Raw genomic sequence first — 22,931 nt, 5'->3', positions numbered from 1 at the left:
GGGAACAGCATGGACTTCGACGACACTCCGGACGAGGCGGCCTGGCGCGCGCACGTCCGCTCGTTCCTGGAGCATCACCGCGGCGAGCACGACGCCGCCCGGGCCTGGCAGGCCACCCTGTACGAGGCCGGGTTCGTCGGCGTCACCTGGCCGGTCGAGGCCGGCGGCCGCGGCGGCACGCCGATGCAGCAGGCGATCGTCGACCAGGAGATGGCCCGGCTCGGACTGCCCTCGCTGGTCAACCTGATCGGCATCGGCATGTGCGGCCCGACCGTGATCATGCACGGCAGCGACCGCCAGAAGGAGCGGTATCTCCAGCGGTTGCTGCGGGCCGACGACCTCTGGTGCCAGCTGTTCAGCGAGCCGGCCGCCGGCAGCGACCTGGCCGCGCTGCGGACCCGGGCCGTCCGCGAACCCGGCGGCGACTGGCGGGTCAATGGCCAGAAGGTGTGGACGACCCTCGCCCACCTGGCCGACTACGGGATCCTGCTGACCCGCACCGATCCGGACGTGCCCAAACACCGCGGCCTGACCATGTTCGTGGTCGACATGAAGGCCCCCGGCGTCACCGTACGGCCGCTGAGGCAGATGAACGGCGACGCGCACTTCAACGAGGTCTTCTTCGACGATGTCCTCGTGCCCGACGCCGAGCGGCTGGGCGAGGCCGGCGACGGCTGGCGGGTCGCTTTGACGACGCTGATGAGCGAGCGCCTCTCACTCGGCGGCGGCGGTACGTCGATCGGCCCCAAGCCCGAAGCGGTGGCCCGGCACGTCGCCGAGCACCTCGGCGCGCTGTCCGCAGACCGGCAGGCGCTGGCCCGCCAGGAGCTGGGCCGCGGATATGTCGCCGCGCTCGGTGCCCGCTACACCGGGTACCGCCAGCTCTCGAAACTCAGCCGCGGCGAGCTTCCCGGTCCGGAGGCGTCGGCGGGAAAGCTGAGTGGCACCCGGTCGGCGCGCGATCTGACCGATCTGGCCGTACGCGTGCTCGGCGCCGACGCGCGCGTCGCGGCGACCGGCGACGGCGACCGCACCTGGCCGACCATGCAGGCGGTACTGCCGGGCATGGCGATCGCGGGCGGAAGCGACCAGGTGCTGCGCAACATCATCGGCGAGCGGGTCCTCGGCCTGCCCGCCGAGCCCCGTACCGACAAGGGTGTTTCGTTCAAGGAGAGCCTCCATGAACTTTGACCTGGACCAGGAGCACCTCGATCTGGCCGGCGGCGCCCGGGAGTTCCTGGCGGCGTCGGCCTCCCCGGCCGCGGCCCGGGCCGCCCTGGAAGAGGGCGCCGCGGTCCGGCCCGGGCGGGCGGAGCTGGTCAAGAGCGGCTTCGCGACGATCACGATCCCGGAGAGCGCCGGCGGGGGCGGCGGCAGCGTCCTGCAGCTCGCCGTGGTGGCCGAGCAGGCCGGGCGCGTGCTCGCGGGCCCGTCCCTGGTGACCTTCGCGCGGGCGGCCGTGCTCCTGGCCGGCGATTCCCGGCTGGCCGGCCTCGCCGACGGCAGCCTGGCCGTCGCGGTCGCCGACGACGACGGCCCGGTCCTGGACGCGATCGACGGCGACACCTTCCTGGCCCGGCGCGACGGCGCCCTGGTCTGCGGCCCGGGCACGGTCACGGCCCGGGAGCCGATCGACGCGACCCGCGGTCTCGGCGATGTCGCCCTGGGCGAAACCGTCGTGCTGGCCGCGGACGCCGCCGACCGGTGGCGGCGGGGCGAGCGGGTCGGACGGACGATCCTCGCCGCCGAGGGCCTGGGCGCCGCCGCCCGCCTGCTGGAGATGGGCGTGGCGTACGCGAAGCAACGGCAGGCGTTCGGGCGGCTGATCGGCTCGTACCAGGCGGTCAAGCACCTGCTCGTCGACGTCTACGTCGAGGTGGAGCAGCTGCGGTCGCTGGTCTGGTGGGCCGCTTGGGCCGCCGACCGCGCGCCCGCGGAACTGCCCCTGGCCGCGGCCGCCGCCAAGGCCGCCGCGGCCACCACGCTCGAGCACGCGGCCGAGGCGGTGATCCAGGTGCACGGCGGCATCGGGTTCACCTGGGAGCACGACGCACACCTGTACTGGCGGCGCGCCAAGGTGGACCGGTTCCTCCTCGGCGACGACGTCGCGGCCTTCGACGAGGTCGCGCGACTCGCGATGGAGGCGACACGATGAACGCTCCCGGTGAGCACAACCTCGCGGTCCTCGCCGAGCGGGCCTTCGAGCGGCTCGGCGACTACGAGTCGCTGTTCTTCGAGGGGAAGTGGCTGACCTCGGCCGAGATTCACGAGCGGTCGGTCCGGGTGGCCGGTGGGCTGCGCGCGCACGGGGTCCGGCCCGGCGACCGCGTGGTCGTGCTGACGTCGAACACCCCCGAGGTGTTCATCTCGTACCGGGCGATCTGGCGGGCCGGCGCGGTGGCGACGCCGGTGATCTTCCTGCAGAGCCCGCCGGAGCTGCGGCACATCCTCTCCGACTCCGGCGCCACCGCGGCGATCATCAGCCCGGAGCTGGCCGGCCTGTTCCGCGGCGCCGCCGACGGGCTGGGGATCACGACCTTCGTCATCGGCGAGAACTACGCCGAGCTGGAGGCGGGCGAGCCGGCCGGCATCGAGCCGCGCGGGGACGACGACCTCGCGGCTCTTCTCTACACCGGGGGCACCACCGGACGGGCCAAGGGCGTCATGCTCAGCCATCGCGGGCTGTGGGAGTCCGGTCGCGGCATCGACCGGGCCACCCGGACGACGACGGCGACCCGGGCGCTGCTGCCCCTGCCGCTGTCGCACGCCTACGGTCTCATCGTCGCCATCGGCGAATGGCACGCCGATCGGCGGCACGTCTTCGTGCTCCAGCGCTGGTTCGACCCGGCCGGCTGGGTGGAGATGGTCGCCGAGCACCGGCTGGAGACCAGCCCGGTCGTCCCCGCGATGCTGCCGGTGCTGCTCGCCCAGCCGCGTGGCGACCGCGACCTCTCCTCGCTGCAATACTTCGGTTCGGGCGGCGCGACCCTTCCGCCCGCGGTCCGTGTCGCGGCCGAGAAGGCCTTCGGGGTGACCGTGCTGCAGGGCTACGGCTGCACCGAGTCCAGCGGGGTGGTCTCGACGGAGACGATGCCCGAGCACCGGGCCGGCAGCGTCGGCAAGGCGGCCCCGCACGTCGAGGTGAGAATCCTCGACCTCGCCGGGAAGCCGGTGCCGGCCGGCGAGGACGGCGAGATCTGCGCCCGCGGCCCGGGAGTGATGCTCGGGTACTGGAACGATCCGGAGCTGACCGCGCAGACCGTACGGGACGGGTGGCTGCACACCGGCGACATCGGCCACCTCGACGAGGACGGCTTCCTCTACGTCGTCGACCGGTTGAAGGACCTCATCATCCGGGGCGGCTTCAACGTCTTCCCGCGCGACGTCGAGGACGTGCTGCTGGAGCACCCGGCGGTGCAGCTCGCGGCGTGCGTGGGACGGCCGGACGCGGAGCACGGCGAGGAGGTGGTCGCCGTCGTCCAGCTCGCGCCCGGTCAGCGGGTGAGCGGGGCCGAGCTCGTCGAGTTCACCCGGGCCCGGCTGGCGAGATACAAGTACCCGCGCCAGGTCACCGTGCTGGACGCGGTCCCGCTGACCAGCGTCGGGAAGATCAACCGCAAGGCCGTGCGCGATCTCGTGAGAGCCGGAGGCGGCGATGAATCGTAAGATCTCGGGGATGGCCGTGATCGTCACGGGCGGCGCGCGCGGCATCGGCCGCGCCACCGCCGAGCGACTCGCGCGGCTCGGGGCGTCGGTCGCGGTCGGCGATCTCGACGCCGACCTCGCGGCGTCGGTCGCCGCGCCCTTCGGCGACCGGGTCGTCGGCGCACGGCTGGACGTCACCGACCCCGACTCGTGGCGCGACTTCCTGGCCGCGGTCGGCGACCTCGGCCCCTGGGACGCGCTGATCAACAACGCCGGCATCATGCCGCTCGGGTCGCTGCTCAAGGAGCCCCACCAGCTCACCCGGACCATCTTCGACGTCAACGTGTTCGGAGTGATCAACGGGACGAAGGCGGTCGCGCCCGGGATGATCGACCGCGGTCACGGCCACATCGTCAACGTGGCCTCGGCGGTGGGCCGCCTCGCGGTCGCGAACGGCGCCACCTACTCGGCCTCGAAGTTCGCCGTGGTGGGGTTCAGCGAGGCCATGCGGGCCGAGCTCGCACCGGCCGGCGTCGACGTCACGCTCATCCTGCCGACCGTGGTGCGGACCGAGCTGTCGGCGGGGATCCCGGCCGCTCGCGGTGTCAAATCGGTCAGCGCCGAGGACGTGGCCAAGGTGATCGAGCTCGCCCTGCGCAAGCCGCGGGCCGAGCTCTGGGTTCCGCGCTGGGTTCAGGGGCCCACGAAGGTCACGCAGGCCCTGCCGCGCCGGGTGGCGGCCGTGCTCGACCGGCTCTCCGACGCCGGGAAGGTGCTGAGCCAGGCCGATCCGGCCGCGCGCCGGGCGTACGAGGAACGAGCCCGGCGCGGCGCCCGCGAAGAAACCTGATCAGCCGGTACGGGTGTCGAGGTTGGAGTACCAGACCTTGGCCTTCGTCGACCCGTTTGTGGTGGTGACGCCGAGCTGGATCTTGCCCTTGGCCAGGTCGGGGTCGGACACGGCGCCCTGCACGGCGTCCTGCCCGTCGATGGTGACGGCGGCGTGCTGGTCGGAGATCACGATGGCGAGGTCGTGCTGGCCGCCCGGTTGCACGGTGACCGACGACGTCTTGCCGAGCGAGCTCAGCAGGACGCCGTCCAACTTCTCCAGCTCCACCTGGTCGGCGCAGGCGGTCACCTGGTAGCCCCGGGCGCCGTCGAAGCGGAACCAGACCATCGCGCAGGCATCGGGGCTGGCCAGCTCGACGCGTACGGAAATGGTCTGGTTTCCGGAGAACGCGTCCTCCGGGCCCGGGCACTGATACGTCGTCCCGCCGTTGACCTGGGCCTCCAGCCGGCCGTTGCGGAACGTGCAGCTGCCGAATTCCGCCTTGCTCTCGTGGAACCGGCCCGGCCCGCTCAGCGGATCGGAGAAGGACGGTCCGCGCATGGCGGGCGTCATCGACACGGGCGCCAGCTTGGCCTGCGGTTGGGTCGCCTCGGCGACGGGGTCGCCGGTCGTCCGGGCGTAGGCGACGGTCGCGGCGGCCACCGAGGCCGCCATCACGGCGCCCACGGCGTAGGCCAGGCGCCGCGTCGTCACGCGGGACGAGGACGCCCGGCGCCGCGAGGCCGCCTGCCGGGACGCCACGCGGCTCAACGGCGCGGGGTCGGCCAGGGCCGGCGGCGGGCTGTCGACCGGGGCGTGGCCGTTGGCCGGCGCCGGTTTCGGGCCCTCGGCGATCACCTGCGAGAGCAGATCGCGCGCGTCGAACCGCGAATCGGCCCGCCTCGTCTTCGGGCCGGCGTGCGGCACGTTCACGGCGAGCAGTTGCTGCAGCAGCTCGTTGGCGGCCGGCCGGTCGGCGGGGTCCCGGGCGAAGGCGCGGGTCAGCAGGTCGACCAGCGACGACGGCACCCCGCGCAGTTCCGGGGCCTTGGTGAGGATCTGGGCGGCGGTCGCCACCGGCGTGTCGCCGTAGAACGGGTTACGCCCGGTGCCGGCGAAGACGATCACGCCGCCCCAGGCGAAGATGTCGGCCGCGGGGGTGATCGGGCCGACGTCGGGGTCGAGCCGTTCGGGGGCCATGTAGTCGACGGTGCCCACCCACCGGCCGGGCCGGGTGTATTTGGTCGTCCCCTCGAGGGCCCGGGCGATGCCGAAGTCGATCACCTTGGGCAGGCCGAGCGACAGCAGGACGTTGCTCGGTTTCAGGTCACGGTGGATGATGCCGGCGCCGTGGATCGCGGTCAGCGCCGCCGCCACGCCGACCGCGACGCTGTGCAGGTCGCCGGGGGACATCGGGCCGCGCTCCTCGACCACGTCCTGCAGGCTGGGCCCCTCCACGTACTCCACGACCAGGTAGGGCGTGTCGTTGTCGGGATCGGCGTCCAGGACCGCGGCGGTGCAGAACGACGGAACCTGCCGGGCTCGTTCCACCTCGCTGCGGAACCGGGCCCGGAACTCGTCGTTGCTGGCGTGCTCGGGCCGGATCACCTTGACGGCGACGGGCCCGCCCTCCGGGTCGCGGCCGAGGAAGACAGTGCCCATCCCGCCCTCACCGAGCCGCGAGAGCAGGCGGTAGTCGCCGAGTCGTCGCGGGTCGCCGGGCCGCAGTGGGCTAGTGGTCATGGGAGGTGCTCCCACCCCGGTGTCGTTGGCATACCCATCCCGTACGCGAAGGAAGTTCACTCAAGGTGACGACTTCCGATCTGGACGGTCCCCGATCTTACGACCGAAAGGCTCGCATAGGCGCACGTGACCGCCATTATTTTGCACACTCTTCTTGTTACTCACGGGTTTTGGCACATTGACGCCTGGCAATACGGAGCGTAAGGCGCGGAAGTCTGGCGCGGTATGTGGCAATTGAGGACCCGAACCGCGGGCCTGCTCAGCGGATCGGCGACGGAACCAGGATCGCGGCCAGCGGGCCGGGGTGTCCGAGGTGGAAGCCCTGGCCGAGCGGGCAGCCAAGGTCGATCAGCATCGTGGCCTGGTCCTCGTCCTCGATGCCCTCGGCCACCGCGGTCAGGCCGACCGCGTCGAAAAGCTGCCACAGCGTGCCGAGGATCCGCATCGCCGCCGGGTCGCAGGCGATCTCGTGCACGTACGTGCGATCGATCTTGACGATGTCGGCCGGGAACCGGTGCAGGTAGCGCAGCGACGCGTAGCCGGTCCCGAAATCGTCGATCGCCACCCGGACGCCGGTGGCGCGCAGCCGGGTCAGCGTGCCGATCACCTCCGACTCGTCGGCGAGCACGTTCTCGGTCACCTCGAGAACGAGCCGGCGCGGGTGCAGCCCGGCGTCGGCCAGCGCGGCCGCCACCTGGCCGGGGAACTGGGGATCGACCAGCTGCAGCGGCGAGACGTTCACCGACAGGTACGCCCCGGGTGCGCCGGCCCAGGCCGCGAACTCCGCACACGCCCGCCGCAGCACCGACATCCCGAGGTCGCCGATCAGCCCGGCCCGCTCGGCGACCGGGACGAACACCTCCGGCGGCACCGACCCGAGCCGCGGGTGGTTCCAGCGGGCCAGTGCCTCCACGCCGACCACCCGGCGATCGCCGAGCCCGACGATCGGCTGGTACATGACGTGCAGGTCGCCGTCGGTCAGCGCCCGGCGCAGCTCGTCGCGCAGCATCAGCTCGCGGTCGAAGTCCTCGCGCATGGACGGCTCGAACAGCGAGCAGGTGTTCTTGCCCCGCGCCTTGGCGTCGTACATCGCCAGGTCGACGTTCTTGCGCAGGTCCTCGGCACGGGTCGCGCCGTCGGCGATCGCGATGCCGGCGCTGGCACTGATCTGAATGGTGCGCGCGCCGGCCGCGAACGGCTCGTGCAACCCGGTCAGCAGCCGCTGCGCCAGCTCGGGCAGTCCGTCGATCCGGGCGGTGAGCACGGCGAACTCGTCGCCGCCGAGCCGGGCGACGGTGTCCGGCTCGGGGAAACAGTGCCGGAGCCGGTCGCCGACCGTGCGCAGCACGTTGTCACCGGCGTCGTGCCCCAGCGTGTCGTTGATCATCTTGAAGTCGTCGAGGTCCAGGTAGACGATCGCGACCGGCGTGCCCGCGGCCAGTGCGCCTTCCAGCCTCTCGGTGTACAGCGCGCGGTTGCCGAGCCCGGTGAGCGGATCGTGATACGCCTGATGGCGCAGGCGGCGTGCCAGCGTCGAGTTGTGCAGCAGCGTCGACAACTGCCGCAGCAGGATCATGATCATCCCGGCCAGCAGCGGCACCGCCTCGGCCGCGTCCACGCCGATCCCCTGCCCGGCCGCGACGGCGACGGCCAGCCCGAACGGCACGTACGGGAGCATGATCTGCCGCCGGGTGGTCACCCCGGTGTCGTTCAGCACCATCGGCCGCCGGGTCGCCAGCCACCCGGCCGCACCGCACGCCGAGAACGCGATGAACCAGCCGGCGTCCGAGGGTTGCCCGGAGTAGTAGGTGCCGGACGAGGTGTCCAGCGCGAACAACACGTCCGAGGCCGTCATGCCGGCCAGGCCCAGGATCAGCAGCAGGACGATGCCGCGGTCGCCGCGCCGGGTCCGGGCGGCCAGCAGCACCGCGATGGTGGCCAGCACGATGTCGCCGATCGGATAGGCCATCGACACCACGAACGCGAACGGCGAGTCGGCGCCGGCCTGCCACACCGACCGGACGGTGAGCACCCAGCCCACGACGAACAGCGCGCTGCCGGCGATCATGCCGTCGAGCAGCACGGTGAGGCGGTTGCCGTTCGAGGACCAACCCGAGATCAACCAGAGGCCGGCCGCTCCGAGCAGTGGGAACAACAGGTAGCCGGCGTCCGCGAACGAGGGGAACAGCACCTCGGCGTGGACGACCAGCTCGTTCCACGACCAGTAGAAGTTGCCCAGGCCCCAGCTGAGGCAACCGGCGGCGATCAGCGCCCAGCCGCCGCGAGCACTGCCGGACGCGCGGCGTGCCGCGGCGCCGCAGAAGACGGCGGCCACGCACGCGATGGCGCTGCTGCCGAGCTGGGTGTACGAGGCGGCGGGGCCGCCGGACAGGGCAACGACCACGGCGCCGATCGCGAAGCACATCACGACCAGCGCGATCACCTGTCCACGGCGACCTGACATGGCCGCTTCGATCGGCCGCCGGATCCCCGACTTGAGGCCTCCCCCCACCATGTCTGACCGTGTTCGCGTGTGCACTTTCGGTCCCGTCGTCCCGGGGGTACGGTGTGGGCCACATTGCCCGTCCGGTCTCGAGGCCGCGGTACGGAGGAGAGAGCGTGCCGGTCACCGGTCAGCGTGTGGTGCGTCGGACCCTGGGGCGCAGGCTGACCCGATTGCGTGTGGCGGCCGGAAAGAGCAGACGCGAGGTCGCGGAGGCCAAGCTCGGCATCTCCGAACCGACCCTGCACCGCATCGAGACCGGCAAGGTTCCGGTCACGGTCGCGAACGTACGCGCGTTGTGCTGGTTGTACGGGGTGGACGAGAGCGTCACCAACGCGCTGTCCGACCTCGCGCTGGGCACGTCCCAGGAGGAGTGGTGGGACGCCAGCCCGGCGATCCCGGACTGGTTCAAGCTCTACGTCGGGCTCGAGGCGAGCGCCAGCGCGATCAGCACGTACGAGGGCGAGGTCGTCCCCGGTGAGCTGCAGACGGAGCAGTACGCCCGGGCCATCTACGGCGCCGAGCAGTCGGTGGAGAAGGACGCGACCGATCGGCACGTGAACCTGCGGATGCAGCGCCAGGCCGCGATGGCCGCCCGGCACCCCAAGCCGCGCCTGGTCACCGTGCTCGGCGAGGGCGTGCTGACCCGGCAGGTGGGCGGCGCCGAGGTGCTCGCCGGGCAGGTCAAGCACCTGTGCGAGGTCGCCAAACAGGAGCATGTCGAGATCCTGGTGCTGCCGTGGTCGGCCGGTGCGCATGCCGCCATGGCCGGCGCGTTCCGGATCATGGACTTCGAGGACCCCGAGGATCCCGACGTGGTCTACCTGGAGTCACACGTGGGCGCGCTGTACCTGGAGGAGCCGGAAGAGGTGCGGGAGTACCGCCGCATCTTCGACCTGATCTGTGCGGTTTCCGTGCCGATCGCGGAATTTCGCTGAGAGGCAGGGCCGGCATGACTGAATCCCGCAAGGCGGCGACCGCGGCCCGGATGTACGACTACTACCTCGGCGGCTCGCACAACTTCCCCGCGGACCGGGAGGCCGCCGACTACGTCATCGAGCGGTACCCGTTCATTCCGGAGGCGGCCCGGGCCAACCGCGCGTTCGTCGTGAACGCGGTCCGGCACCTGTCCGAGTCCGGCATCCGGCAGTTCCTCGACATCGGCTCCGGAATTCCGACGGTGGACAACGTGCATGCCATCGCCCGGCAGATTCATCCGGAAACCCGGGTCGCGTACGTCGACATCGATCCGGTGGCGGTGGCCGAGAGCCTCGACATTCTCGACGGCGACGACCTGGCGGTGGCGGTGCGCGGCGACGTGCAGCAGCCGCAGGCCGTTCTCGACCACCCCGAGGTGCGCCGGTTGCTCGACTTCGGCCGGCCGATCGGCGTGATCCTGGCCGCCGTGCTGCATTTCGTCCCGGAACACCGGGCGGCGGAGGAGGCGGTCGGCACGCTGGTCGGGTCCGTCGTCCCGGGCAGCCGCTTCATCATGTCGCACAGTGCCACCGAGAGCTTCGAGCTGTTCACCGCGGCCGAGGACGTCTATCAGCGGCGGACCTCGACCCCCGGCACGGTCCGGACCCGCGCGGAGGTCGAGCGGCTGTTCACCGGGCTCGAGCTTCTCGAGCCCGGAGTGGTGTGGGCGCAGGAATGGCGTCCCGGCGTCGCGGTGGAGAAGGTCGAGAGCCCCCGGCTGGGCGGCATCTGGGCCGGCGTCGGCAGCAAGCCCTGATCAGCCGAAGAGCAACTGGTCGAACTCGCCCTTCTTCGCGCCGTCGAGGAACGAGTCCCACTCCTCCACGGTGAAACGCACGGTGCTCACGTCGGGTCGTTTGCTGTTGCGAACCTCGATCAGACCGGCGTGCCGCCGTACCTCGACGCAGCTACCCCCGTTGCCGGTCGACCGGCTCGACATCATCCACTCGACGTCGCGATGCATAGCACTGCTCCTTCTTCAATGACGACACGATTGTCACTCTTCGTAGTTGGATCGGGTGTCGACCGTGGCCATATCTGGACATAGGGCGCGAATGCTAACCCCCGTGAGCCCTTCTTCTTTCGTCATGAAATCTTGCACACTGAGCGTAGTCGATGTCTGAGCGCCCCGGTGTCCACAGACTGAACTTCTGCACTGTGAAATCTTGCACGGTGGAAGTTTGACAGGGGATGATGACCATCCGACGCGGCAGCGGTCAGAGGAGGCGTCAATTGGATATCCTCAGTCACGCTGACCGTTACGCGGCGGCGGCGCCCGGCGGCGATGGTGCCGTCGCTGCCGAGCTCGCGCGGCTGCGGGCGTACGTCGACCGGCTGGAGTCCGAGCGCGCCGCCCTGTGGTGGGCCATCCACCACGACGACCTCACCGGCCTGGCCAACCGCCGGCTGCTCAACACGGTCGGCCCGGGGATGCTCCGCGACGCCCGGCGGTACGCCGTGCTTGTGCTCGACCTCAACGGCTTCAAACCGGTGAACGACCGCTACGGCCACGCCGTCGGCGACGAGGTGCTGTGCACGGTCGGGCGGCGGCTGTCCGGCTGCCTGGTCGACGATCTGGCGGTCCGCCTCGGCGGCGACGAGTTCGCGGCGATCCTCACCGAGTCCTCGCTCGTCGGCGCCAGCCGGGACTGGCCGTCGCTGGTCCGCGCGATCTCGGAGGCGCTGGCCGAGCCGATGGACATCGACGGCAACCGGCTCGCCGTCACCGCCTCGATCGGCGTCACCACGGGCGGCCGCGAGCCGGCGACGGTGACCGAGCTGATCCGCCGGGCCGACCTGGCGATGTACCACGCCAAGTCCAATCGCTACTGCTCGTACATCGCCTTCGACCAGCGGTAGGGCGCCCGGACCGGTTACCGGGCCTCGGGCAGCAGCTTGCGGAGCAGGCGGTCGAGGGTCTGACGCTCCCGGAGGGTGAGCGGGGAGAGCAGGTCGGTCTCGTCGCGGTTCTCGGCCTTCACGTGTCGCTCGAACGCCCCGTGGCCGGAATCGGTGAGGCGCACCTCGACGCGGCGGCGGTCGCCGGTGTCGTGGGTGCGCGCGATCAGGCCGGACTCCTCGAGCGGGGCGAGCCGGGCCGAGAGCGCGCCGCGGGTCAGGCCCATGGCGTCGGCGAGCCGGGACGGGCTGGTCGCGTAGGGCGGGCCCAGCCGTCGCAGGGTGAGCAGGATCTTGAACTCCCACAGCTTGAGGCCGCTGCCCACGAGGGCCTGGCGGCGGGACTGACTCAGGTAGCGGGACGCCGTCGCGAGCCGGACGACGATCGCCTCGGTGAGCGGGTCCAGCCAGTCGAGCTCCCTGGTCCAGGTCTCGACATGCCGATCGACCGAGCCCTCCACGCGTACCCCCGAAAGTAGTTTTCTTGTGGATAGTTTTCTGCAAAATTACCGTTCCCGCCATGACGGAACTTGTGGATGAGGTTGTGGCGGCGGCGCTCGAGCTCGCCGGGGGCGGACGCTGGGAGCGGGCGCTCGCTCTGCTGGACGCGGCGCCGGGGGACCCGAGGATCGCGCTGGCGGCGGCCGAGGTGGCGCTCGAGCGGGACTGGTGGGTCGGCACCGACACGGCGGGGGCACGGCTCGCGGCGGCCGAGGAGGCCGGCGCGAAGGGCTGGGCCTGGGACTTCCTGGGGCTGCGCAACGACTACCTCCAGCTGATCCATCCGGTGGGCGGCAGCTTCCAGCCCGGGCCGTGGGGAAAGGACCCCGAGCTTCTCGCCCGGCTGCAGGACCGGGCCGAACTGCTGCGGCGGACGGCGCCCGGCCCTGCCGAGGCCGGCTGGGCCGAGATGTATCTCGGGCTGATCGCGGACAACCTGCGTGCCGACCGGGAGGCGGCGCCCGCGCACTACGAAGCGGCCCTGGCCGCGGCCGGGCGCGACGACGTGCTCGCCCGGGAGGCGCTGCGGCACCTCGGCGATCACGACCACGACAACGGCGATCACGCGACCGCGCTCGAGCGTTGGCGGCGGGCCACGGCGCTGGGTGCGGGCGCCGGCCGGGTCACGGGCACGCTCTCGCAACAGTTGCTGCTGGCCGTGCTCGCGCGCGATGCCGGCGACGAGGCGGGCGCGGTGGCCCTGGCCGGCGAGGTGAGGCGGTGGGCGGAGGCGCTCGGCGCTGTCCGCGTCCGGGACAACGCCGGCGGATTTCTCACGGGGGCGGACCCGACGGCGGCCGCTCCCTCCCACCCCAACATATAACGCATCGGGGCACTTGCGGCAAGACCCCTGTCATACTGCAGAATCGTCCACCTATGCCACGACCTGCGGATATGGGGAGCGATCGGATGATCGAGCAGTACGTCCTGGATCTTCACGAGGTCGGCGAGGGGCAGGTCGCGATCGTCGGCGGCAAGGGCGCCCACCTGGGGGAGTTGTCGCGGATCGAGGGCGTTCGCGTGCCGGCCGGCTTCTGCCTCACGACGGCGGCCTTCCGGCGGGTCCTGGCCGAGGCGCCCGCGATCGAGGATCAACTGGATCGGCTCTCCCGCCTGAGCCCGGGCGACGGGGAGGCGATCCGGGCACTCAGCGCGGAGATCCGCCGGACGATCGAGGGGGTCGCCATCCCCGGCGACCTGGCGGCGGAGGTCACCGAGGCGCTCGCGCGGCACGGGGTGGACGCGGCCTATGCCGTCCGGTCCAGCGCGACGGCCGAGGACACGCCGACCGCGTCCTTCGCCGGGCAGCAGGACACATACCTGAACGTCCTGGGTCCGGCGGCGATCCTCGAGCACGCCGGGCGGTGCTGGGCGTCGTTGTTCACCGAGCGGGCGGTGATCTACCGGCTGCGGAACGGCTTCGACCACCGGAAGGTCCACATGGGCGTGGTCGTGCAGCAGATGGTCTTCCCGCGGGCGTCCGGCATCCTGTTCACGGCCGACCCGGTCACCGGCAACCGGAAGGTCGCCACCGTGGACGCCGGCTTCGGCCTCGGCGAGGCGCTGGTCTCCGGCCTGGTCAACCCGGACGTCTTCAAGGTGCGTGACGGCGAGATCGTCGAGCGGGCGATCGCCGCCAAGCAGCGCGTCGTCGAGGCCGTGCCGCAGGGCGGGACGCGGACGCTGGAGGTCGATCCGGGGCAACAGGAACGGCCCGCGCTCACCGACGCCCAGGTGGTCGAGCTCGTGCGGCTCGGACGGCGGATCGAGGAGCATTTCGGCCGCCCGCAGGATATCGAGTGGTGCCTGGCCGGCGACGACTTCTCGGTCGTGCAGAGCCGGCCGATCACGACGCTGTTCCCGATTCCCGCGAGCTCCGACGGGGAGAACCACGTCTACCTCTCGGTCGGCCACCAGCAGATGATGACCGACGCGATGAAACCGCTCGGCATCTCCGTGTGGCAGATGACCGCCGCGGGGTCGATGCTCGAGTCCGGAGGGCGGCTGTTCGTCGACGCCACACCGCAGCTGGCCTCGCCCGACCGGCGGGCGGCCTTCCTGGAGATGGTCGGCCGGGGCGATCCGCTGTTCCGGGACGCGCTGGAGACCGTTCTCGACCGCGGGTTCATCCGGGAGGTCCCCGACGCCGCGGCCGTCGGGAGGTCGTCGGTGCATCCGGCGAATCCTTCGATCGCAAGCGATCCGGCGATCGTGACCGGGCTGATCGAGCGCACCGAGGAGTCACTCGCGGCGCTGAGGCGCGACATCGCCACGAAGACCGGACCGGCGCTGTTCGAGTTCCTCCCGGAGGCCTTCCGGGAGCACAAGCGGGTGCTCACCGATCCTCTGAGCATGCAGGCGATCATGGCGGGGATGGGTGCCACCTGGTGGCTCAACGATCACCTGGAGGAATGGCTGGGCGAGAAGAACGCGGCCGACACGCTCACCCTCTCCGCCCCCCACAACATCACGTCCGAGATGGGGCTGGCGTTGCTCGACGTCGCGGACGTGATCCGGCCGTACCCGGAGGTGGTGGCCTTTCTGCAGGGCGTCGGGGACGAAAGCTTCCTCGACGAACTGCCCAAGCTCGCGGGCGGAACCGAGGCGCGCGACGCCATCGAGGCCTATCTCGACCGGTACGGCATGCGGTGCGCGGGCGAGATCGACATCACCCGGCCGCGCTGGAGCGAACGGCCCACCACGCTGGTCCCGCTGATCCTCGACAACATCAAGCTCTTCGAGCCGGGCGCCGCCGAGCGCCGCTTCGAACAGGGCCGGCGGGAGGCGGAGAGCAAGCGGCAGGAGGTGCTGGAGCGCCTGCGGGCGTTGCCGGACGGCGAGCAGAAGGCCGAGGAGACGGCGGGGATGATCGACCGACTCCGCACCTTCATCGGCTATCGGGAGTACCCGAAGTACGGCATCATCGCCCGCTACTTCGTCTACAAGCAGGCGCTGCTGGCCGAGGCCGACCGCCTGGTGCGGGCCGGTGTGCTCGCCGACCGAGAGGACATTTTTTACCTTTCCCTTCAAGAGCTTCAAGAGGTCGTACGCGCCGGAGCGGCGGACGGCCGACTCATCCAGCGGCGCAAGGAGGCGTTCCGCGCGTACCAGGCGCTGACGCCGCCCCGGGTGCTCACGTCCGAGGGCGAGGCGATCTCGGGCGCGTACCGGCGGGACGGCGTCCCGGCCGGGGCCCTGGTCGGCCTGCCGGTCTCGCCCGGAACCGTCGAGGGCCGGGCCCGCGTCATCCTCGACATGGCGGAGGCCGACCTCGAAGCCGGCGACATCCTGGTCACGGCCTTCACCGATCCGAGCTGGTCACCCCTGTTCGTGGCGGTCGCCGGCCTGGTGACGGAGGTGGGCGGCCTGATGACCCACGGCGCGGTGATCGCCCGGGAGTACGGCCTGCCGGCCGTGGTCGGGGTGGCCGGCGCGACCCAGCTGATCGCCGACGGGCAGCGGATCCGCGTGCACGGAAACGAGGGCTACGTCGAGATCCTGAGCTAGCCGAGCGCCTGGAGGAGGCGGTCGACCTCGTCCTCGGTGTTGTAGTGGTAGAGGCTCGCGCGCACGGCGCCGCCGTCGGATCGCAGCCCGGCCGTCTCGAAGTACTCGACCGCGTAGTAGTCGCCGTGCGAGACGCAGATGCCCCGCTCGCCGAGGGCGCGGGCGGTCTCGGCCGGGGACTGGCCGGCGACCCGGAACGAGACCGTCGGGCAGCGGTCGGCGCCGGCCGGGCAGATCGTCACGCCGTCGAGGGCGGCGAGCCCGGCCAGCAGCCGTCCGAGCAGCCGGTTCTCGTGCTCGGTGGCCGCGGCCATGCCGGCCAGAACCCGCCGGCGGCGGTCGCCGGGAGTGTCGGTGAGGGCGGCCAGATGGTCCACGGCCGCGGTGATGCCGGCGAGCAGCTCGAAGCTCAGCGTTCCGTACTCGAACCGGTCCGGGATCTGCTCGGGCGACGGGATCAGCTTCGCCGGGCGCAGGGGCTCCCAGATCTCGGGGGCGGCGATGACGGCGGAGTAGTGCGGACCGGACCATTTGTAGGCGCTCGTCGCGTAGAAATCGGCGCCCAGGGCCCCGACGTCGGTGGGCCGGTGCGCGGTGGCGTGCACGCCGTCGACGTAAACCAGGGCGCCCGCCGCGTGCGCGAGGTCGGCGATCTCCCGGACCGCCGGCATCGTCCCGATCGCGTTGCTGGCCGCGGTCACCGCCACCAGACGGGTACGCGGACCGATCAGGTCCCGGTACTGAGCCACCGGCAGCTCGCCGGTGGCCAGGTCGACATCCGCCCAGCGCACGGTTGCCCCGGACTGCACCCACGGCCGGACGTTGGCGTCGTGGTCGAGCCGGGACAGCACCACCTCGTCGCCCGGACCCCAGCCCTGCGACAGCGTGCGGGCCACCAGGTAGGTCAGCGCGGTGGCGCTCGGGCCGAAGACCACCCCGGCCGGATCGCCGCCGACCAGATCCGCGACCGCCGAGCGGGCCGCGCCGACGATCTCGCCGGACCGGCGGGAGGGCTCGTGCGCGGTGCCCCGGTTCGACACCGCGGTGCGCATCGCCCCGGCGATCGCGGTGATCACCGGCTCGGCGGGCTGGGTGCCGCCGGCCCCGTCGAAGTGCACGAACCCCTCGGCGAGGGCGGGGTAGCCGGCCCGCACGCGGGCGACATCGAAGATCACGAACCGAGCCTACTGGGCCGCCGTAAAACGCCGGAAACAAATCTTGAACCGGCCGCCCTCCGGGACTAACCTCTGCTTAATCGATGAAGCAGGCGCGACCTGCAAGAAACGGCCGAGGCCGTGTCACCCCTGTGCTGGGCTGTCATGAAGGAGAGCCATGAAGAACAAGCGAGTCATCGCCGCCCTGGCCGGCGCCGCCGCCACCGGCCTGCTGCTGAGCGGCTGCGGCGGTAGTGATGGAGGCGGCGGCGGGGGCCCGGTGAGCCTGACGGTCTGGACCGGGTTCACCGGCGGCGACCGCCCCGGCTACGAGCAGATCGTCAAGGACTTCAACGCGGCGCACCCGGACATCAAGGTGACGATGACCGTGCAGCCGTGGGACACGATCCAGCAGAAGCTGCCGTCGGCCTGGCTCACCGGCCAGGGCCCGGACATCGCGGCGCCCTCGTCCGACCCGAACGCCATCGCCCAGTACGTCAAGACCAACTCGGTCCTCGCGCTCACCGCGACCGGCGCCGGCGACGACAAGATCAACACCGACCAGTTCGCCCCGGCGCTGGTCAAGGAGTTCACCTACAACGACAAGCTGTACGCGGTGCCGGCGAACTACGCGACGTTGAGCCTGTACTACAACAAGAAGCTCATCGCCAAGCCCCCGACCACCGTGGCCGAGCTGCAGGAGGACGCGGCCAAGGCCACCACCGGCGGCAAGTACGGCCTGGTGCTCGCCGACAACAACACGATCCAGATGTGGCCGGTCCTGCAGTGGCTGAGCGGGGGCGACATCGTCGGCGCCGACAACTGCAGCACGATCGGCACGCCGGAGGGGCAGGCCAGCCTCCAGCCCTGGGTCGACCTGGTCAAGAACAAGAAGATCTCCCCGGTCGGCCTGACCGGCGCCGAGGCCGACTCGATCTTCTCGGCCGGCAAGGCGGCCATGGAGATCAACGGCCCGTGGGCGGCCCCGGGCTACAAGTCGGCCGGCATCGACCTGGGCATCGCCCCCATCCCGACCGGCACCAGCGGCCAGTCGGTGACGCTCGGCTCGACGGCGCCGCTCGCGGTGAGCGCCAAGACCAAGCACCCCGACCAGGCCCAGCAGTTCGTCGCCTACTGGACCAGCAAGACCGCGCAGCTGAAGTTCTCGCAGTCGACCGGCTTCCCGCCGCTGCGCACCGACCTCGCCGACGACGCCCAGCTCAAGGCCGACCCGACCGTGAGCGTCTTCGCGAGCCAGGTGCCGAACGCCAAGCTCTACCTGCCGCAGGTGCCGAACGCCACCAAGGTCGACAGCGACGCGTACGTGCCGCTGATCCAGAAGATCACCCGTGATGGCGACGTCGCCGGCGGGACCGCGTCCGCCAACTCCCAGATCAACCAGCTCACCGGTTGCAGCAAGTGACCAAGGCACGTCCCTGGCTCTTCATGGGCCCCAGCCTGCTGATCCTCGGCGTCTTCGTGCTGTGGCCGATCGTCCAGTCCCTCTGGTACAGCCTGCACGACTGGACGGTCGGCGCCGCGGAACAGCCGTGGGTGGGCCTCGGCAACTACACCAAGCTCGTCCACGACCCGCAGTTCCAGCGCGCGCTGGGCAACACGCTGATCATCACGGTCGCCTCGACGGCCGTGCTGGTCGCCGTCGGACTCGGCCTGGCGCTCGCGCTCACCTCGGAGAACATCGTCAGCCGGGTGATCCGGTCGGCGTTCTTCTTCCCGACGGTGATCTCGCTGACCACGGTCGGCATGGTGTGGAAGTTCCTGCTCGACCCGGACATCGGCCTGGTCGGCGGGGTGAGCCGGGCGCTCGGGCTGGGCGCGGTCAACTGGCTGCAGTCGACCGCGCTCGCCCTGCCCACGGTCATCTTCGTGAACGTCTGGAAGAACGCCGGCTTCGTGATGATCGTGCTGGTGGCCGGCCTCAAGGCCATCCCCGGCGAGTACTACGAGGCCGCGGCGCTCGACGGCGCCAGACGACTGCAACTGCTGCGGTACGTGACGCTGCCCGCGCTGCGCCCGACGATGCTGTTCGTGACGTTCATCGTCACGATCCAATCGTTGCAGTTGTTCGACCTGGTCTACGTGATGACCGGCGGCGGGCCGCTGTTCCACACCGACACCCTGGTCACCAAGCTCTACCGCGACGGGTTCGCCAACTACGAGACCGGATACGCGGCGGCCACCTCGTGGGTGCTGTTCATCGTGGTCGTCCTCGTCTCGGTCTTCCAGCTACGGATCTTCAGGTACAACGATGCCGACTAAAACATTGAAATGGTTCTACGTCGGCATTGGTCTGATCCTGGTCCTCGTGCCGATCGTCTGGACCGTGGCGGGCTCGTTCCGCACCGAGGCCGACCTCTTCGGGCACCCGGCCGGGCTGATCCCGCACCAGTGGACGCTGCACGGCTACCGGGGCGTCTGGAGCCAGCTGCCGTTCCTCCGGCTGCTCGGCAACAGCGTGCTCTTCGCGGGCATCACCACGGCGCTCACGGTCCTGTTCGACTCGATGTGCGCGTACGCGCTGGCGCGGTTGAATTTTCGTGGCCGCGACGTGGCGTTCTGGCTGGTGCTGGTGACGCTCATGGTGCCGTTCCAGGTGACGCTGATCCCGGTCTTCGTCGAGCTGTTCCACCTCGGCTGGCTCAACACCTACCAGGGCCTGATCGTCCCCCGGGCGACCAGCGCGTTCGGCATCTTCCTGTTCCGGCAGTTCTTCATGAGCATCCCGCGGGAGCTGGACGAGGCCGCGCGCATCGACGGCGCCGGGCACCTGCGCATCTACTGGCGGGTGATCCTGCCGCTGGCCAAGCCGGCCATCGCCACGGTCGCCCTGCTCAACTTCACCAACCTCTGGAACGACCTGCTGTGGCCGCTGGTGGTCAGCAGCTCGCCGGACATGCAGACGCTGCCGGCCGGTCTCGCCCTCTTCGGCGGCCAGCACGTCACCGATCACGCGGTGCTGCTCGCGGGCGCCGTCATCTCCCTCCTACCGATCGCGGTCGCCTTCTTCCTCGCGCAGCGCTACTTCGTTGCCGGCATCTCGACCAGCGGCCTGAAATGAGCGCCACGTGCCATATCTGAACAACGACGATCTCCGCTTCCTGGTGGGGATCGAGGACACCTGTGTCCTTCCGCCCGCCGGCTCGGCCATGGCCCGGCTCGACGAGCACGCGCTGACCGGGCACGACCGGAACTGGCGCGAGGACATGGCGGCGGCCGCGCGCTTCGGCGCGAGCGGGCTGAGGTACGGCGTGAGCTGGCCCCGGGTCTGCCCGGCGCCCGGTGTCCACGACTGGTCGGAGCTCGACGAACGGCTGGAGTTCGCCGTACGCGAGCTGGGTCTGACCGTCATCGCCGACCTCGTGCACTACGGCACCCCGACCTGGCTCTCCGGCGCCTTCGCCGATCCGCGCTACCCCGGGGCGGTCGCCGATTTCGCCTCGGCGTTCGCCGCCCGGTACCGCGGCCTGGTCGACCACCTCACGCCGCTGAACGAGCCGCTGACCACGGCGTCGTTCTGCGGGCTGCGCGGCGTCTGGCCGCCGGCCCTGACCGGCTGGGACGGCTGGGTGACGGTCACCCTGTCGATCGTCGAGGGCATCCGGCGCACGGTCGACGCGGTCCGGGCCGTCAATCCGGACGCGGTGATCGTGCACGTAGAGGCCGCCGCCCTCTACGAGACCCGGGACGACATGCTGGCCGAGCGCACCGGGCTGCTGGCCGGCATCGGTCACCTGCCGACGGAGTTGCTCCTGGGCCGGGTCACCGCCGACCATCCACTGCGGACCTGGCTGATCTCGCACGGCGCCCCGGACGCGATCCTCGATGGTCTTTTGGCCAGACCAACCAACCTCGACGTGCTCGGCGTGAACTATTACCCCGACCTCACGCCGCGGGTGATCGAGCGGGTGGACGGCTCGATCCGCCAGGTCACCGCCAACCGCTGGACCGGCGGGCTCGAGCTGGCACTGCGCACGGCGGGCGAAAGGTTCGGGCTGCCGATGATGGTCACCGAGACGAGCATCGAGGGCGACGAGACCGTCCGGCGGAGCTGGGCCGAGGAGTCGATCGCGACCGTGCGGCGGCTGCGCGCGGAGGGGCTCGACATCCGCGGCTACACCTGGTGGCCGCTGCTCGATTTCGTCGATTGGTCATACGCTTCGGGCGGCCGCAACGTCGAGGAGTTCGTGCTCGACCCGTCGATCGCCGCCTCCCCGGCCGCCGAGATGTACGGCGACGTAACCGACGGTGTCACGCCGTTCCTGCGCCGGATGGGGCTGATCACTCTGACCGAGGCCGCCGACGGGAGCCTGCTCCGGTCGGACACGGAGGCGGCCGCCGCGTACGCGAAGGAGGCCGGCGAATGATGCGTGCCTCCCGGCAAAGCTCGCCGGCTCCCCGGCCGCAACTGATCCGCGAGCATTGGACTGACCTGTCGGGGGAGTGGTGGTTTGACCACGACGACGCCAACATCGGTCTGGCCGAGCAATGGTTTGGCAGCGGACATCGGTGGGGGAGGACCATCGCGGTGCCGTTTCCTCCGGAGTCGGCGCTGTCCGGCATCGGCGACACCGGATTCCACGACGTGGTCTGGTACCAGCGGAATCTGAGCCGGGACGACATCGTGGCGGCCGGCTTCGACGCCGTGCTCCGGCCGCGGCTGGTGCTGCGTTTCGGTGCGGTCGATTACCGGTGCACGGTCTGGCTCAACGGCGCCAAGCTCGGTGACCACGAGGGCGGCCACACGCCGTTCGGCTTCGACCTGCAGGATCACCTGCTCCACGATCAAGACCAAGTTCTCACGGTACGGGCGGAGGACCGGGCCGCCGATGTCGGGCAGCCCCGCGGCAAGCAGGACTGGCAGCGGGACGCGCACGTCGTCTGGTATGACCGTACGACCGGGATCTGGCAACCGGTCTGGCTCGAGGCGACCGCCGCGGTGGCCGTCGAGAGTCTGCATTGGACGGCCGATCTGCCGGGAGCGACCGTGCGGGCCGAGATCGGGCTCAACCGGCCGCCGCTGCCCGGCACCTCGTGCGAGATTTCGCTGCGGCTCGACGACACCGTGGTCGGCGCGATCCGGTTCCCGGTGGGCGAACAGCGAGCGACCGCCACCATCACTCTCCCCGGGCAGACCAATGGCCAGGCGTACGAGCAAATGGTCTGGAGTCCTTCCCGGCCGACCCTGATCGACGCGACCGTGCGGCTCGGCGGTGATGAGGTGGCCTCCTATCTGGGCCTGCGCTCGGTCTCCGTGGCCGACGGGCGGTTCCTGCTCAACGACCGGCCGCTGTACCTGCGATCGGTGCTGAGCCAGGGATTCTGGCCGGAGTCCCACCTCGCCGCGCCGTCGCCGCGGGCGCTGGAGGATGAGGTGCGGCTCATTCTCGATCTCGGCTTCAATGCGGCCCGGGTGCACCAGAAGGTCGAGGATCCGCGCTTCCTCTACTGGGCCGACCGGCACGGCCTGCTGCTGTGGGGCGAGGCGCCGGCCGCGTACGAGTTCTCGCCGGTCGCGGTCGGACGTACCACGCGCGAGTGGCTGGAGGTGCTCGAACGCGACCGCTCGCACCCGTCGATCGTCACCTGGGTGCCGCACAACGAGAGCTGGGGCATCCAGCACATCGCGCACGACCCGCGGCAGGCCGCCTTCGCGCGGGGGCTGGCCGACCTGACCCGGGCCGTCGACGGCACCCGGCCGGTGATCTCCAACGACGGCTGGGAGCACGCCGGATCCGATATTCTCACGGTGCACGACTACGACGCCGATCCGGTGTCGCTGCGGGATCGGTACGGGACCGGCGCTTTCTCGCGGCTGGCGAGCGGGATCGGCCCGGCGGGGCGGCGGATGACCGTGGGTCCGGCGTTCGAGCCGTCGGCGCCGCTCATGCTCACCGAGTTCGGCGGCATCAAGTACGCGCCGGACTCCACGTCGTGGGGCTATTCGGAGGCCGTGTCCCCGTCGCAGTTCGAGGCGCAGCTGCGGGCGGTCTACGAGGCGCTGCGGGCCTCGCCGCCGCTGGCCGGCACCTGCTACACCCAGCTCACCGACACCATGCAGGAGGCGAACGGCCTGCTCACCGCCGACCGCTCGCCGAAGCTCGACATCGCGGTGATCCGCTCGATCGTGCTCGGCTCTTAGTCGCCGTCGCTT

General features: G+C 71.0%; 19 protein-coding genes. 14 read left to right on the top strand and 5 right to left on the bottom strand.

Going from position 1 to position 22,931, the window contains the following annotated elements:
• Positions 1-9: 9 nt before the first annotated feature.
• Genes A3CQ_RS0148165 through A3CQ_RS0148150 form a run of 4 tightly spaced genes read left to right on the top strand, consistent with a single transcriptional unit; the run spans position 10 to position 4,495 of the window.
• Positions 10-1,191 carry an acyl-CoA dehydrogenase family protein gene (locus tag A3CQ_RS0148165; RefSeq protein ID WP_020518160.1) on the top strand — a complete coding sequence of 394 codons (1,182 nt, stop codon included), beginning with the start codon at positions 10-12 and terminating at the stop codon, positions 1,189-1,191.
• Positions 1,181-2,155 (top strand): acyl-CoA dehydrogenase family protein, encoded by a 975-nt coding sequence (locus A3CQ_RS0148160; RefSeq protein WP_020518159.1) that lies wholly within the window; start codon positions 1,181-1,183, stop codon positions 2,153-2,155. The genes A3CQ_RS0148165 and A3CQ_RS0148160 overlap by 11 nt, the downstream gene beginning before the upstream one ends.
• Positions 2,152-3,666 (top strand): class I adenylate-forming enzyme family protein, encoded by a 1,515-nt coding sequence (locus tag A3CQ_RS0148155; protein WP_020518158.1) that lies wholly within the window; start codon positions 2,152-2,154, stop codon positions 3,664-3,666. Before A3CQ_RS0148160 ends, A3CQ_RS0148155 begins: the two co-directional genes overlap by 4 nt.
• Positions 3,667-3,676: 10 nt before the next feature.
• Positions 3,677-4,495 carry an SDR family oxidoreductase gene (locus A3CQ_RS0148150; RefSeq protein WP_020518157.1) on the top strand — a complete coding sequence of 273 codons (819 nt, stop codon included), beginning with the start codon at positions 3,677-3,679 and terminating at the stop codon, positions 4,493-4,495.
• Here A3CQ_RS0148150 and A3CQ_RS62395 read toward each other — a convergent pair whose 3' ends face one another.
• Both A3CQ_RS62395 and A3CQ_RS0148140 read right to left on the bottom strand, forming a co-directional pair.
• Positions 4,496-6,217, bottom strand: a complete 1,722-nt coding sequence (locus tag A3CQ_RS62395; RefSeq protein ID WP_051115566.1) for a serine/threonine-protein kinase — start codon at positions 6,215-6,217, stop codon at positions 4,496-4,498.
• A gap of 259 nt (positions 6,218-6,476) precedes the next feature.
• Positions 6,477-8,681, bottom strand: coding sequence for a putative bifunctional diguanylate cyclase/phosphodiesterase (locus A3CQ_RS0148140; protein ID WP_157297205.1), 2,205 nt, complete (start codon positions 8,679-8,681; stop codon positions 6,477-6,479).
• A 155-nt stretch (positions 8,682-8,836) separates the two neighbouring features.
• Here A3CQ_RS0148140 and A3CQ_RS0148135 point away from each other — a divergent pair, with 155 nt between their 5' ends.
• Together A3CQ_RS0148135 and A3CQ_RS0148130 are read left to right on the top strand one after the other, a co-directional pair.
• The gene (locus tag A3CQ_RS0148135) at positions 8,837-9,658 is read left to right on the top strand and encodes a helix-turn-helix domain-containing protein (RefSeq protein ID WP_020518155.1); all 822 of its coding nucleotides are present in this window, start codon (positions 8,837-8,839) and stop codon (positions 9,656-9,658) included.
• Between the two features lie 14 nt (positions 9,659-9,672).
• Positions 9,673-10,455 carry an SAM-dependent methyltransferase gene (locus tag A3CQ_RS0148130; RefSeq protein WP_020518154.1) on the top strand — a complete coding sequence of 261 codons (783 nt, stop codon included), beginning with the start codon at positions 9,673-9,675 and terminating at the stop codon, positions 10,453-10,455.
• Here A3CQ_RS0148130 and A3CQ_RS0148125 read toward each other — a convergent pair whose 3' ends face one another.
• Positions 10,456-10,662 carry a DUF397 domain-containing protein gene (locus A3CQ_RS0148125; protein ID WP_020518153.1) on the bottom strand — a complete coding sequence of 69 codons (207 nt, stop codon included), beginning with the start codon at positions 10,660-10,662 and terminating at the stop codon, positions 10,456-10,458.
• Between the two features lie 269 nt (positions 10,663-10,931).
• Between A3CQ_RS0148125 and A3CQ_RS56580 the strand changes: the two genes are divergently transcribed.
• Positions 10,932-11,558, top strand: coding sequence for a GGDEF domain-containing protein (locus A3CQ_RS56580; protein WP_020518152.1), 627 nt, complete (start codon positions 10,932-10,934; stop codon positions 11,556-11,558).
• Positions 11,559-11,572: 14 nt separating this feature from the next.
• Here A3CQ_RS56580 and A3CQ_RS0148115 read toward each other — a convergent pair whose 3' ends face one another.
• Positions 11,573-12,058: a MarR family winged helix-turn-helix transcriptional regulator gene (locus tag A3CQ_RS0148115; RefSeq protein ID WP_020518151.1), complete on the bottom strand. Its 486-nt coding sequence runs from the start codon at positions 12,056-12,058 to the stop codon at positions 11,573-11,575.
• 59 nt (positions 12,059-12,117) lie between these two features.
• On the opposite strand from A3CQ_RS0148115, the gene A3CQ_RS0148110 reads away from it, so the two are divergent.
• Positions 12,118-12,921, top strand: a complete 804-nt coding sequence (locus tag A3CQ_RS0148110; protein ID WP_026207030.1) for a hypothetical protein — start codon at positions 12,118-12,120, stop codon at positions 12,919-12,921.
• Positions 12,922-13,007: 86 nt separating this feature from the next.
• On the top strand, positions 13,008-15,605 hold the full coding sequence (gene rph / locus A3CQ_RS0148105) for a rifamycin-inactivating phosphotransferase (protein WP_020518149.1): 2,598 nt from the start codon (positions 13,008-13,010) through the stop codon (positions 15,603-15,605).
• On the opposite strand, the gene A3CQ_RS0148100 is transcribed toward rph, so the two are convergent.
• Entirely contained in the window at positions 15,602-16,780 is a 1,179-nt protein-coding gene (locus A3CQ_RS0148100; RefSeq protein ID WP_020518148.1) for a cysteine desulfurase-like protein, read from the bottom strand. The genes rph and A3CQ_RS0148100 overlap by 4 nt on opposite strands.
• A 157-nt stretch (positions 16,781-16,937) precedes the next feature.
• Here A3CQ_RS0148100 and A3CQ_RS0148095 point away from each other — a divergent pair, with 157 nt between their 5' ends.
• From A3CQ_RS0148095 to A3CQ_RS0148075, 5 genes are read left to right on the top strand one after another with little or no spacing between them, the layout of a single operon-like run.
• A complete protein-coding gene (locus tag A3CQ_RS0148095) occupies positions 16,938-18,182 on the top strand; it encodes an ABC transporter substrate-binding protein (protein ID WP_020518147.1) in 1,245 nt (414 codons plus the stop codon).
• Positions 18,179-19,039 carry a carbohydrate ABC transporter permease gene (locus A3CQ_RS0148090; protein WP_020518146.1) on the top strand — a complete coding sequence of 287 codons (861 nt, stop codon included), beginning with the start codon at positions 18,179-18,181 and terminating at the stop codon, positions 19,037-19,039. Before A3CQ_RS0148095 ends, A3CQ_RS0148090 begins: the two co-directional genes overlap by 4 nt.
• A complete protein-coding gene (locus tag A3CQ_RS0148085; RefSeq protein WP_063713686.1) occupies positions 19,029-19,838 on the top strand; it encodes a carbohydrate ABC transporter permease in 810 nt (269 codons plus the stop codon). Before A3CQ_RS0148090 ends, A3CQ_RS0148085 begins: the two co-directional genes overlap by 11 nt.
• A gap of 7 nt (positions 19,839-19,845) precedes the next feature.
• Positions 19,846-21,144: a family 1 glycosylhydrolase gene (locus tag A3CQ_RS56575; RefSeq protein WP_020518144.1), complete on the top strand. Its 1,299-nt coding sequence runs from the start codon at positions 19,846-19,848 to the stop codon at positions 21,142-21,144.
• A complete protein-coding gene (locus A3CQ_RS0148075) occupies positions 21,141-22,919 on the top strand; it encodes a glycoside hydrolase family 2 protein (RefSeq protein ID WP_026207029.1) in 1,779 nt (592 codons plus the stop codon). Before A3CQ_RS56575 ends, A3CQ_RS0148075 begins: the two co-directional genes overlap by 4 nt.
• The last annotated feature ends 12 nt before the right edge of the window (positions 22,920-22,931 follow it).

This window comes from Paractinoplanes globisporus DSM 43857, from assembly GCF_000379645.1.
Lineage (GTDB): Bacteria > Actinomycetota > Actinomycetes > Mycobacteriales > Micromonosporaceae > Actinoplanes > Actinoplanes globisporus.
This window is presented reverse-complemented; position numbering and strand designations above follow the sequence as displayed.

Excerpts from the sequence above, each read along its gene's own strand:
- A3CQ_RS0148165 (WP_020518160.1), top strand. The coding sequence starts at position 10 with ATGGACTTCGACGACACTCCGGACGAGGCGGCCTGGCGCGCGCACGTC.
- A3CQ_RS0148160 (WP_020518159.1), top strand. The coding sequence starts at position 1,181 with ATGAACTTTGACCTGGACCAGGAGCACCTCGATCTGGCCGGCGGCGCC.
- A3CQ_RS0148155 (WP_020518158.1), top strand. The coding sequence starts at position 2,152 with ATGAACGCTCCCGGTGAGCACAACCTCGCGGTCCTCGCCGAGCGGGCC.
- A3CQ_RS0148150 (WP_020518157.1), top strand. The coding sequence starts at position 3,677 with ATGGCCGTGATCGTCACGGGCGGCGCGCGCGGCATCGGCCGCGCCACC.
- A3CQ_RS62395 (WP_051115566.1), bottom strand. The coding sequence starts at position 6,217 with ATGACCACTAGCCCACTGCGGCCCGGCGACCCGCGACGACTCGGCGAC.
- A3CQ_RS0148140 (WP_157297205.1), bottom strand. The coding sequence starts at position 8,681 with ATGTCAGGTCGCCGTGGACAGGTGATCGCGCTGGTCGTGATGTGCTTC.
- A3CQ_RS0148130 (WP_020518154.1), top strand. The coding sequence starts at position 9,673 with ATGACTGAATCCCGCAAGGCGGCGACCGCGGCCCGGATGTACGACTAC.
- A3CQ_RS0148125 (WP_020518153.1), bottom strand. The coding sequence starts at position 10,662 with ATGCATCGCGACGTCGAGTGGATGATGTCGAGCCGGTCGACCGGCAAC.
- A3CQ_RS0148110 (WP_026207030.1), top strand. The coding sequence starts at position 12,118 with ATGACGGAACTTGTGGATGAGGTTGTGGCGGCGGCGCTCGAGCTCGCC.
- rph (WP_020518149.1), top strand. The coding sequence starts at position 13,008 with ATGATCGAGCAGTACGTCCTGGATCTTCACGAGGTCGGCGAGGGGCAG.
- A3CQ_RS0148095 (WP_020518147.1), top strand. The coding sequence starts at position 16,938 with ATGAAGAACAAGCGAGTCATCGCCGCCCTGGCCGGCGCCGCCGCCACC.
- A3CQ_RS0148085 (WP_063713686.1), top strand. The coding sequence starts at position 19,029 with ATGCCGACTAAAACATTGAAATGGTTCTACGTCGGCATTGGTCTGATC.
- A3CQ_RS0148075 (WP_026207029.1), top strand. The coding sequence starts at position 21,141 with ATGATGCGTGCCTCCCGGCAAAGCTCGCCGGCTCCCCGGCCGCAACTG.